The 13,715-nt window shown below is 30.5% G+C and carries 4 protein-coding genes; 2 read left to right on the top strand and 2 right to left on the bottom strand.

Going from position 1 to position 13,715, the window contains the following annotated elements; all coding sequences use genetic code 11:
- Positions 1-239 precede the first annotated feature (239 nt).
- Positions 240-2,792, bottom strand: coding sequence for a DEAD/DEAH box helicase (locus ABJ974_RS05975; RefSeq protein WP_419870477.1), 2,553 nt, complete (start codon positions 2,790-2,792; stop codon positions 240-242).
- Complete coding sequence (locus ABJ974_RS05970) at positions 2,792-3,685, bottom strand: HamA C-terminal domain-containing protein (protein ID WP_419870476.1); 894 nt, start codon at positions 3,683-3,685, stop codon at positions 2,792-2,794. The genes ABJ974_RS05975 and ABJ974_RS05970 overlap by 1 nt, the downstream gene beginning before the upstream one ends.
- A 379-nt stretch (positions 3,686-4,064) precedes the next feature.
- Between ABJ974_RS05970 and ABJ974_RS05965 the strand changes: the two genes are divergently transcribed.
- Both ABJ974_RS05965 and ABJ974_RS05960 read left to right on the top strand, forming a co-directional pair.
- On the top strand, positions 4,065-9,908 hold the full coding sequence (locus tag ABJ974_RS05965) for an ATP-binding protein (protein WP_419870475.1): 5,844 nt from the start codon (positions 4,065-4,067) through the stop codon (positions 9,906-9,908).
- An 837-nt stretch (positions 9,909-10,745) separates the two neighbouring features.
- A complete protein-coding gene (locus ABJ974_RS05960; RefSeq protein ID WP_419870474.1) occupies positions 10,746-13,694 on the top strand; it encodes a DEAD/DEAH box helicase in 2,949 nt (982 codons plus the stop codon).
- Positions 13,695-13,715 lie beyond the last annotated feature (21 nt).

The following is a 13,715-nucleotide window of genomic DNA, read 5'->3' as shown; positions in this document are numbered from 1 at the left end:
AAAAATTGGTATAATTTGGAATTTGGCTACACATTAACAGTAAATCCTAATTATGCAAAGCTGTATCCTACAGTGAGACAGGGTAATATTTCACTTTTTATAATCTCTGAAACTATCAACCGCATATTATTCAGCTCTTCATGCAATTCTCAAGATCCGTTCTCCATTAAGATTTTCGTTATTTAAATAGTAATGAGTGATTAATTAGTATTGATTTTAATTGACATTAAACTATCTTTTTATAGTGTTCTTTTAATTTCTTCAAATTCTAGAGATGTTGGTCTAAATTCATTTAGTAAAAGTGCTTTATTTACACCAACTAGTTTATTATCTTTCAATATCAAGGACTTTCTATGATGTCTAAAAATTTTAATTGCAGTATTCCTAGACAACCCGATATTCTGCAAAGCTATCACCTGTGGTATTTGTGTTCCATATTCCAAGAGTGTTGCCCAATTATCTCCGGCTTTGCTCTCTCCTATAATAGCCACCAAAATTTGATAGTAATGATTGAAGTACTTTTCCAGAATATAGCGAAGAACATATTCAATGTCATCGATAAGCTTCTCAATTAGAGCATTTATATGCTTTCTATTTGTCTTATCAAATACTTCATACACTCTAAAATCAACTTCTACCTGATATCCATTATCATGATTGTAGTCGATAGATTGACTTATTATCTGGCTTAAAGAAAAACCCTGAACCCATTGGTTCATCAGCACTGCGTAGTATTTTAAACTGTTTACATTTGCAAGCTTCTTTTCTGTTTTATCCCACGAATATAATCTGTGAAAATCGATCAATACTTTAAGGATACTCTCATATTTTATAGCTCCACTGTTAGGTAATATACTCTTTTTTGATTTTGATACAGTTTTGTAAATTCTTTCCTGAACCTCAAAATTGATAGTTTGATTGAACTTCAAGATCGACTTTGGAATCTCAAAATTAATAATCCCTTGCTTCGCCAAATCGATGAGCTTTTGCTTATTATCTTCAATTAACTTATCAATTATTGGACTTTTATAATTAGCTGTAGTTTCTAAAGTGTCAACTTTAATGATATTCGCAATATATTTTAATATTTCTTTCTCTACTTCAGAACCAGATTTTATCTCTTCATTTTTAAGTGCCTTTTCGATTTTTTTAAGATTATGATCAATCTTAGTCAGAATGGTAGGCTGCAGTTTAATATCCTTTCTTATCAAAACATCCTTGTCAACCCATTTAAAATCCTCATACTGAATACAGAAAATATTTCCCTCTAACTCTCTTGTCAATCTTCCTGCCCTTCCAGAAAGATTCCAAAAATCAATTGGTGACAAAGTTGTTTTCGAACCACTTCTATTATCTATAATAAAAATATTCTGTGTAGGCATATTAACTCCTTCCAATAATGTTGAAGTACAAAATACATAGCGGATCTCTTCCCTTTGGTATAAATCTTCGATCAAATTTCTTATTAACTGGGGCAATTTACCATAGTGATATGCCACTCCTTTTTCTATAAAATCAACTAAGTAATATTCCGGATGGATGTATTCTTTAATATTTTTTATTGCCTGCTCAACAAGTTCACTCTGCTCATTTCTTGGAAGTAACTTTGAAAGTTCAATTGCTTTATTCACCGTATTCCTCTTGGAATAACAATAGATGAGATTATTTTTATCAGCTCCAATGAACTTGATAAATTTTGTAATTGAATAATCCTTGCTATCATCAAGTATGTCCTGCAACTTTAAAACTGAATTATTGGAATAAGACTCAACCTCTTTAGTCTCAAGGTTAACAAAATAAATATTTTGAGATACGGGAGACTCTTCTGTTCTAAATGAATTTTGTATATCCCTATTGAACAGTCTCAAAAATATTTCAGGGTTGGAAACATTTGGGGAAGAAAAATACAATTTAACATTCCCATACTTTTTCTGAACTTTTTCAATAGCCGAATAAGTCGTAATACTACGGGCATCTTTATCATTTGCTAATTTGTGTGCCTCATCAATAAATAAAAAGCCTATTGGAGGATTTGTATCTTGTGACAAATAGCTAAGAAGCCGTTCTGGGGTTAAAACAAAAATATAATTGTATTTTTCTTCAGTTAAAATATCAGATACATTTGAATTAATAAAGATTTTATATTTATAAGTGTCCAGAAGCTCATGAAGTTCATTTTTTAAATCAGAAAAAAATTGATTGATAAGAGCTCTGGTGGGTACAATGATCACGATATTTTCTGGTGGACTGTTCTTTATCACCTTTTTGATAAAAGATTTGATGATAAAAGACTTGCCCATGGAAGTCGGTCCGGAAAAACTGAACTCGGTACTTTTGGACAGCTTATTAAATAGCTCAAATTGCGTGTCTGTAAAAATCATTCCGTTTCCATCTGGAGCCTGCTGTATCAATCGTTTAGATTCGGTTTCAATTTCCCTAAAAATTGGGAGAACTGCAATATTTTTGTTTTTATTTTCCAAATAATTAATAGCCGGAAAATTACCTAGTTTACTAAATATAGCTTTTGATACTGTTCTGTATACTTCGTTATCTTTGTAATCTTGATTCAGAGAGGCAACAATTTGATAAGATCTATTTCTCGCTTCAGAATTTTTAGAGTTGGATAAAATGTCTGCAAAGCGCAAAGTGTCCCTCAACTCTTTTGTTGTAAATTTAACCCTGTTTGATTTTTTGAACAGGTTTTGCGCAGTTACCAAAGAACATTTATTAAACAAAGCATTGAAGTATTCATCTCGTAAAATATCCTCAGTCAGTTTATCGATAATTTTCATCACTCAACTATTTTTTCAATGATATGTTTTCTTTTATTTTGAAGGTCTGAGAAAGGAATGACATAGATATAAAACTGATACCCTGTATAGTCGCTTTTCTTTAGCTGATGATTCAACGAATTCTTCGCTTTAAGTACTTCTTTCTTGATCTTCTCTCTTATATTTTTACGGAAGTCTGAATTATTAAGTTTGCTTTCATCATCTGTAATGGGAATATCAAAGCCCCAAAATATTCCGAAGGAATAATCCAGATATGTATCATCCTCCTTTGCACTCGGAATTATGATCCTTTTTAGCATTTCATAAGTTGTCTGATCATAAGCCTCTTTAACGAGTTCACTATTTATCAGGTCAATTTCAAACTCCAACTTTGATGTGGATTTTAGAAATTTGCTAATTGACCCAAAAGCCTCGTATACACCTTTACTAATATCAGAGTTAAGTTTTGATTCACCAAGAACGATTTGATAGTCTGTATCTGAGAGCTTTAAAAGGTGTACACCATCAGCTCCCTTGACATAATCATTGGAATTGGTTTTTAATTCCAATTTGGTAAGGATTTTTGGAGCATTTAAATGAGATTCAAGTAAACAGTATAATAAAATTTCGCCGAGTTCACCCTCGTTATCAGCATGATGTTTCAGTTTAGCTTTTGCCTTTTTTACAAGATCATTGAATTTATCTGCTTGTTTTAACTCATCAACTTGCTTACGAGAGAGAGCAAAATAACAAAGTTTGTTTCCAAGTTCATTTATAAGCTCGTCATAGCTAAATGCATTATTTTTGACCTTTAAAGTAAAAAGATTTAATGTATTATTATTTTCTAGCGCTTCATCGCACAGGTCATTATAAAATAAATCTAAAAAATCATCTTTTATGTTCTTCTCAATCATTAATAGCTATATGGTATTAGTAAGCACTAAGTTAATAAATTAGGGCTTAAAGTTGACCCTTTCTTTCATTTTCGTGCTAAAAATAAACTAAATTTCTATTGAATCATTACTGTTTCCCGTAATAGAATCCATAAAGCTTCACTCAAATCTACAATACAACAGAAATAAGTAACTAAACATAAGTTATAAGAGAAAACAATTTTAAAAAACATAGATTTTCAAAATAAAAAATAAAATAATCACTACCCGAAACTTACAACAACTTTATAAAACCCGTAATGAAATCTTACGGGTTCCCTTTTCTGACATTTAGATTAAATTCTTATCTTGGATAATTCGAAACATAAAATCCCAATTTAAAAAAGTCAATTCACTAGTAATGAAAATAAATCCCAACAGCTCTATAAGAAGTGGATATAAATATGAAGATTTATTTACCTTAAAATTATGTGTAGATTGGTTATTAGACCCAAAACTATACGAAAGTATACGGATTCAGTATAAACCGGAAGATATTGACATTACGCATTTTGCGATTGATGACATTGTTGCACAAAGGAAAGACGGAGGAGTCGAATACTACCAAATCAAGCATAAGCAGAACCCAGAAACTGATTTGTGGGATTTTAATCAATTAATTAATAAAGGGCTATCCAAATGGATGGAATCATACTTCGCGCTAAAACAACCAAATATTTTTTGTAGTCTGATCACTAATGGAAATATTGCCCCTGAAATTGAACAATGCCTTCAAAATGGATATTTGAATCCTTATAAAATTTCAGATGTCAATCCAGAATTTCTCGAAAATCTGAAATCAATTTATACAGATCTAAAATTAATTAATATATTCTTTAGAGAGTTTTGCTTTCAATTTAATCAACCAAATAAAAAAGATCTGGAAGAAACGCTTCGAGAAATTTTATATAAGCAATTAAAGGTTACTAAAGCCGGAGTTGATAGTCTTCTGCTTTTTATAGCAAATGAAGGAGCTGAAAAGCATCCGAAAACATTTACTTTAAGTGATATAAGATTACATCTATCGTGGGATAACCCCAGACCCTTAAATCAAAACTTTGAAATCCCTACAGACTTTGAGTTCTTCAACAAAAATACTCATCAAGATATTCTAAAGGACCTAACCAGTATAGACGGTGGGATTAAGGTATTTATAGGAAAACCTGGTAGTGGAAAAAGTACTTACTTATCTAAATTATATACATTACTTAAGAAAGAAAATACACTTGTATTTCGCCACCATTATCACTTAAATCCGAAGGACAATTCATATGCTGATCGATTAAACTCGGAACGTGTAATTGAAGGATTAAAAGCTGAATTTAAAAAACAGAAAAATACTGTAATTAAATCGTTAGGTGAACAAAATACTACGTTTACTCAATTAAAGGAGTTTATAGACCAAATTGCAGGTTACTGCAGAAATGAAAATAAATCATTTATTCTAATTATTGATGGATTAGATCATGTAATTCGAGAAGGAAACAGCCAAAGCCAACTTATAGAATTTCTAAATGAAGTTCTATATCCTCAAAAGGGGTATTGGTTAATTTTAGGAACACAAGAAATGGCGACAAACTGTTTTCCTAATATTATTAATCAATATGCACCTCGTAAGCAATGGATTGAAATCAAAGGACTAAGGAGAGAAAGTATAAAAAAGATAGCTATTAAAGCTTTTCCAAAAGACTACAAAATATATGGTACTTATTTTGAGACAATAGTTTCAAAATTATCACAGATTACTAAAGGTAACCCTCTACACTTAAGGTATGTTTTGACCGAAATAAAAAATTTAAAGAAAGGAATTTCGGAATTCGATTTAGACCGTATTCCTCATTATAATACTGAAATTGAAGATTATTATAAGAGCCTATGGCAACAACTTTCTTCATTAGCGAAGACTATTTCATTTGCGTTAACAAGCCTAGATTTTAAATTGCAAGAAGAGCAACTAACTTCTCTAGCATCTAATTTTTGCCAATATCCTTATGAGATTACAGACAGTTTTGCCCAAATTCGTCATTTATTCCGATTTGAGCTATCTGGAATATCAGTGTATCACAACAGTTTCTTTGTATTCATTCACAACCAACCAGAACTCAATGAACAGAAAATATTATTATATAGAATTCTACAAAATTGGTTAAAAGAAAAGCCCCAATACCCACTTTGCTGGTCTGAACTGCCAAAAGTTGAATACTATTTAGGAAATCCAGATATGTTATTGAATATTGATAACTCTTGGATTGTTAATCAATATCTTGACTGTCATAGTGAAACTACTATTGAAAATATCTTGTATTTAGCAACAAAAGCTGCTTTTGAAACAAATCAATTGGATAAACTTATATACTTCTCAATTGTTGAAAATCTATTTAGTAATAGGTATTATAACTTGGATAAAACACTTGGTAATATATGGGCTATATCTTTTAAAACAAATAAAACCATCACTATACAATATCCTGATTTTAGTGTTTTAACACATTACCAACTTGCTGAGATCGTCATTGCTCTCAAGAAAAAAGGAATAACAAGCGTTATTCCCGAAGAAGCTATAGATCGAATTAATGAGTTATTTACTGAAGCTAACCACGAAATTAATGAAATTGCAAAGTCCTGGATTCAAATAGTTATCAATTATGATATTCCGACTAAAAGAATTTTCAAATTTATCAAACAATTCCGAGGCGATAAGCATGCAGCGCACTTTTTTAAATTTTACTTAGAAAAGCTATTTGAACAACTTCAACAACCAATTCGTCATGTTGAGGAAATTTTGAAAACCCAATTACTTGAAGAAGAAAAGGAAGCATTATCTGAGGTACTAATAGCTTATGATTTAAAGAATGTAACTGCAACATGGGCAAATCATATTGATACTCTGCTTCCAAAAGAAACACTCTTACAATTATTTTACAAGAGCCTTTTTGGTTACACAAATGGTAATATGGTTGAACTAATACCATTAGACTCTTTTCCCATAAAAGTGCAATATCATTCTAGTGAATCAGAACCAATATTGGATCTACTCAAACATAATTTATTAGGAGCTTTTATCAATGCCTATATGAATTTAGGTGAGTTGCCCAAGATAGAAATTAAGGATAATGATCCAAACAAAATCTGGATATCGGAAATGTACTTTGCTATTTTAAGTGTCGCAAAATTATTATCTGATAGGGCAAAGGATAAAAGCATTATAGATATTCAAAATATTTTAAGTCCCATTGAAGAATTAGATATATTGAAATTTCCCAAAAATTATGATATCTACGAATATAGAAGAATTGGGATACCATATATCATAGATTTTGTACTTTGGATGTCTTATATAATTAATAAAAAGAATAACCATAATCATGAATTACAATATCAAGAATTAAATTACTTGAAAAATAATAAATGGTACAATAAAGCATCCCTGTTTACCCTTATTAATTCTAAACGGATAAAACCGAACAAAATTGCAGTTCAGCAATTTATAACAACTGAATTACAACAAATACAAAATGAAATTATTCCATTTACTGAAAAATGCGACTATATAACAGATTTAGCAATTTTAGCTGCTACATCTGACAATAACGAATTAATAAGACCACTACTTGAGAGAGCCGCAGCTAATATTCTGGCCTATTCACACCATAAATATATGCTTCTTCATGATATTTTGGAAAGTATCGAAGTTTGTATTAATGCGGCATCAAATAAAAGTAAAGACTTTTTAGTGAAAATTTTTCCCTACATACATCATATCGAAAAGTTAACAGACGGAGATGAAACCAGGCATTTCATAACTATATTTTGTAACCTCTTAGCCAAAGTGTGTCCTAAAATGCTTTACAACATTTATATGTACAATCTTTCTATCAGAGAATATGATAGAGTAGAAAGTACTTTTGATGATATATTACATACGTTGAATTTTGATGATCCTGTTTCTAAAGCCATTGGTAAGACCGCAGTCAATAACTTGGAAACCTTGAATGAATTGCAGAAAAGTAACACATCAATAAAAGACATAATAAATAATTTGACAAGTAAGTTTGGAATAAATACAGCTACTCATAAACAATTAAAACAAGAGAAACTTGCCAGTAAAACAAACAAGGACCACAGTCATATTAAGCCAGAGGAACTTAAAGAACATCTTGTAGTAAAAATGAATTTCATCAATGGTAGTATTACATATTCTGAGTCATCATTTCTGAATAGTTGGCTTAACACTAGATTAAATTCCTTTCCACAGGAAGAGTATCAAATAATAAAAGTATTAAAGGAAATATTTAACAATAGATTTTCAAACATATCTGCTGAATTATTGGACACTATCTATCCTATTGCTTACAAATATGATAAAGAATTTGCATTCAACTGTATATGTTGGGCACAGTCTAATGGCAGTGGATGGTCTCCTACCTATATGCGTCGTATGAAGGAATCTCAAAAAAGATGGAAAAATGTATTAAAAGACTATCCAGGACGAGAACAGGAGTTTTATTGCGAAAGTGTAAAAAATACAGGCTTACATTATGGCAAAGAAAAAAATTATAATGTTCCCATTCCCAAAAGTACACAATTTTATGTTGACTGTGGAGATATTTCAAAAGCTGAGAATATAACAAATTCTTACCTCAATCTTTTACCTGAAATATTTCCAAACGTAGAATTACCCGTCCCAGACTTTTTCCTCAGTCCAGCAGAGATAACGCCATTTGAAATTTTGTTATCTCGCCTAATGTGGATTAATCCAGTTACCAAGGCTAGCGCAGCTGAAGCAATAGCAGATATATTGGAAAATGATTTTGATGGGCAATATCATGAGATATTTTTTGACTATCTTTTAGTACAATCTCTTGAAAATAGAGCTTGTGAAGGATTATTAATCCTAATTAAGTCCTTACAAAACATAAACTCTCTCACATTTAAATTTTTAAATCAAAATATATTAAACAATTTACTTTCTGTACGATGTCTAGCAACTGATTTACTCATGCAAAACATCGCTGAAACATTAAAATTAAAACTAAATATTACTAATCCATTATATTTTTACGCTACTTCAGGAAAAACAGAACTAAATAGAGAAGACTTCCAGCACCTTGTAGGGCGAAATCTTCCTTTATGTTATATAGATTATGTAGATTCTCTTAAACAAAAGGCTGGAAATTTTATTGATGTATGGAACGTGTGGTGTACTTCATATGAAGAATATTGCCAAGACTTTGATTTAACATATGATAAAAGCAAAGATGAAGATTACTCGAACAGTCAGTATAATATCATCACTGGTAGAACAACTGTATTTGGAGACATTTTAAAATCAACATTTATGAAATTGGTTGATTTTCTCTATAATTATAACTTGATTGATTCCAATGATCTATGGCATTATACTATCAAAAATTTACCGATTGATTATTCCTTGTGGAAAATAAAATTTACACAATGTCCATCTTGGTGGCCTCAATTAAATATTAAAGATTCTAGAACAATTGAAGAGATTGATGATTATAAAACAGTATTAATAGAATTTCTACAGAAAGATAATGATTCTATTCCGCTTTTTTTTAATGGTAATTTTTCACATGGTGACAATCATTATGATTCAAATGTATATTGCCAACTAAAAGCCTTTGCCTTTGCAACTCCCAAAACCAGTTCATTGCAAATGGACGCAAAGCAATTATACAAACATATAACAATGAGTGGTTTTTGGTATCCTGCTAATGTACATTTTCATAATTATGGAACCTTAGATGGAAAATTGAGATTTCATCAAAATAACCAATCAAATCAGTACGTACCACTGATTAGCGAAATAAGGACATTAGCTAATAATATGTGGCAATACTATCGAATGAAAGATAATATAGTATTGCTATCTCCTATTTTCGATCAAGAAACACGGCTTGATTACAGCTCAGGTATACTTACATTTACAAAGGACCAAAATGAAATAGCATCATTTAACGATTTTCTATTAAATTTTAAAGATATTAGCCGCTATGGTACACCTGCCCCTTATAATAGCTATTTAATTATAGATCGAAAATATTTAAGGAGTTTCTTGAAAAAGAAAAACTTAACTCTATCATTTGTTATAAAACAAAAAATTAGTGTTAAAGACCGCATGAACAGGGATGATTTATATAATTCAACAAATTCTTATAAAATTATACACTTGAATGACTTTTAAAATTGATATAACTCGTGGAAAAGAAACAATAATATAGTAATATCCCTAAAGAGGAGTAACCCGATTTAAGTGACTATAAGATTCAATTAATAATTGTGAAAATATATAATAATCTTATGCTGACAAAAACATCAGGGCAGTAACAATCAGAGAGAGATTACTACAAATGTTTTGGGGTGAACTCTAAAAACATTTGAAAACTATTTCTATACCTAACAGGATTCAAACCAAACTAAATGATTTTTAAAAATCTAAAAATCAAGCACATACATTCAAAATATTTTCTAAATCTGCGAAAAATTGGTTCGTTGATCCAACCATGTAGTTCACAAAACCGACATTTGAAGATTTTGCTCTTCGATGTCGGTTTTTTCATTTCCCAATTCGTTGTTTTAAAATCATTTATTTACTAAACATCACTCGTATTTTGAAAAACCATAAAGTAGAGTATTCAAAAATTTATCACATCAAAATATCATGAAAAATCTTTTTTTCTTAACCATTTTTAAACAGTAAATTACGCTTTCCCGTAAAATATTGATTAGTGAAGTTTTGTATATTTGAATAAACTAAAAGCCGTAATGACAAAAAGAATTGCAACAGATTCTATTAAAGGATATTTTTACCAGTTTTACTATATAGAAAATGAAATTACTGAATTTCGTGATTCCATATATTATAATATACTCAAAAGAACTCCTAGCTATATAAATCATGAAAAAAATATATGATAATCTAAAGCATTTGGAAGAATATCTGAATGCTTTTTAAAATAATAATCACCAAATACACATGAATCAGGAACATCATAAATGGTTGACCTATTGGAAAAAAAATTTGTCAGACTCCTTAAATACAGATATTGACATTGATAAATCAGAATATTTTGAAATCGAAAATTTCAAAATCGAAAATCAGTTTATTGGTGAAATTGAAAAGGTTAACGCACTAATAGACTTTGAGGAAAAAAAGATTAATGATAAAAAAGGGATAAAAAGCAAAGAAAACGACGAGTGGATTCATATTGACTACGCTCCTATACTTATAGCTCCATTTAAACTTAAACCTCTTCCGGAACATTTAGTTCATCTTAAAGATAAAAAACCAAAATTCCCGTTTTGGTTTTCTGCAGTTCTTGATAGGAATGGTAAGCTATCCATCTCTGAAGAGACTTTTCCACTATTTCAGAGAAAATATCTGGAACCTTTAGCTGATGAAAAAAATGAGTTTATATTTAGCAGTGTAGAAGATGTCGATCATGCAACGACATTGGGAAGAGAAAGCTATACCAGATATTCAGAATATATATCCAATGTAATCAATGTATTTGAAAAAGCTATTCATCAAAAACTATATGAATATCATACAGAGGGATACGAGACAGTGTATAATGGTCTGATATTACTTCCTCAGGAAGACATTAATGCTGCTGAAGGTATTATCCAGCTGTACGAAAAAATTCTTAAAAGCAAAAAGATTCCACCTCTTTTAGAATCATTAATCACGTTAAAAAATAACAATCAGAAGCTCCCTGTTTCTGTTAATGACCACATCAATTTTAATGAACTTCATTTAGGACAGATGGGATTTGATTTCCCTATCTCAATATCTCAGAGAAAAAGCTTAAATACTCTTTTGAGCACTAATGACAAAGTTTTTGCCGTAAATGGACCTCCAGGAACCGGTAAAACAACTTTACTTCAAAGTATTGTGGCTACCAAAGTTGTAGCAACTGCTTTAGAAGGGAAAAAAGCTCCTATCATACTTGCTTGTTCTACCAACAATCAAGCTGTCACGAATATAATTGATAGCTTTTCCCGCTCTAATACAAGAGAAGGAAAATTACAAGGCAGATGGCTTCCTGATATTGATGGTTATGCTACTTATTTACCTTCTACTCTTAAAAGTGAAGAAGAGCTAAAAGGAACAAATTATAAAAAATTGAGTGGAAGCGGCATCTTCGGAAAAATTGAAAATCAAGAATATCTTAGTAGAGCTAAGGAATATTTCCTAGAAAAAGGTAAAACCTATTTTAATAAACCTATTCTTACTCTTAGTAATGCAACACAAAATCTTCGAAATGAGATTATTCTTATTGAAGAAAGCTTAAAAAAAGCAGGTACACTATGGAAAGATTATTTAATATCTGAAAAAGAATTTACATCTGAGTATTTATCTTCATCTTCTGATCGCTATTATAAGGAGGGCATTTTGAATGAATCTGTATTAATTACCGACATTCAGAATTTAAATCTAATTGAACGACAAATAATTTCATATTTTAAAGAAGAATCTTTTTTTAGAAAAATATTTTGTTTTTTAGGGTTTAAATCAGCTTTAAAAAACAGAGCGAGTGAGGTTAAAATCATTCTTAGAGATTCTTTGATTGTAATTACTGATGATTTTGTTTTTAAAAAAGCCGATATTCTGCATAAAATTGACTTCAAAATAAGCCTTGCTAAAAGAATAGTTAATACTGTAGAAAAATGGAAAGTTTGGAAAAAAGATAATCAAATAAATGGTAACCCACCATCTTCAGAAGAAGAATACTGGGATTTTGAGTTAACAAAGATTAGTGAGAAAATTCCTGCCAACTGTTTCTATGATGAATTGGATATAACGTTGCGACATAAAGCATTTCAGTTGGCCCTACATTACTGGGAAGCCCGATATCTCATAGAACTAGAAAGCAGTCTCTATGAATCTAATTTTGATGGAAAAGGTAAAGATCCGATGATGATGAGATGGCAGAGACACGCTATGCTTACCCCATGTTTTGTAAGTACTTTCTTTATGGCACCTAAATTCTTTAGCTTTTATAAATTCTTTAAAAAAGCAGAAGACGGTAAAAACCTATATGATACTCCCCCACTTTTAGATTTTATTGATCTGCTTATTGTTGACGAAGCCGGACAGGTTTCACCTGAAGTTGGAATTGCAACTTTTGCCTTGGCAAAACAAGCTGTTGTTGTGGGAGATGTTAAGCAAATTGAGCCCGTTTGGAATATTACAAATAAAATTGATATTGGAAATCTTAAAAAATGTCAGATTATTAAAGATTATGATGATACTATCTATGAAAAAGAATTTGACCAAAAAGGATTTCTTTCCTCTACAGGAAGTATTATGAAAATGTCTCAGAATGCTTCTGGATTTAAAGAGAAAGAACTTCATGAAAAGGGAGTTCTACTTACTGAACACAGAAGATGTTATGATGAAATTATTAATTATTGTAATGCTTTAGCTTATGATGGTCAGTTAGTTCCACTAAGAGGAAAAGCTTCAGCAGATCTTCTATTTGCACCAATGTACTGTATACATGTTGAAGGGCAATCTACAAAAAATAACAATGGAAGCAGATTCAATCAAAATGAGGCAAAAGAAATTGTAGAGTGGTTAACAAAGAACCGAATTTCAATTGAAAAAAAATATGGACAGATAGAAAAGGCTGTTGGAATTATTACCCCTTTCACAGGACAAAAACACCTTTTAAAAAATACATTAAAAAATGCAGGATTTAAAGTTGATGATCTTAAAATAGGAACTGTTCATGCACTTCAGGGAGCAGAACGAGCTATTGTTTTATTTTCAATGGTATATGGAGATGAGGATAAAGGTACGTTATTTTTCGACAGGGATAATAAACCTAATATGCTAAATGTGGCAGTCTCCAGAGCAAAAGATAATTTCATTGTTTTCGCCAATACCAAAATTCTTAATAAAAATGTAAAAACACCTTCCGGAGTTCTGGCCAATTTTTTACAATATGAAATTACCAAAAACTAATACCACAATTATAACACTACA

Origin of the sequence: Chryseobacterium sp. CT-SW4 (genome assembly GCF_048572715.1) — a bacterium.
In the GTDB taxonomy this organism is placed as follows: Bacteria; Bacteroidota; Bacteroidia; order Flavobacteriales; family Weeksellaceae; genus Chryseobacterium.
Note: the sequence above shows the minus strand (reverse complement) of the source record. Positions and strands in the feature narration are given on the sequence as shown.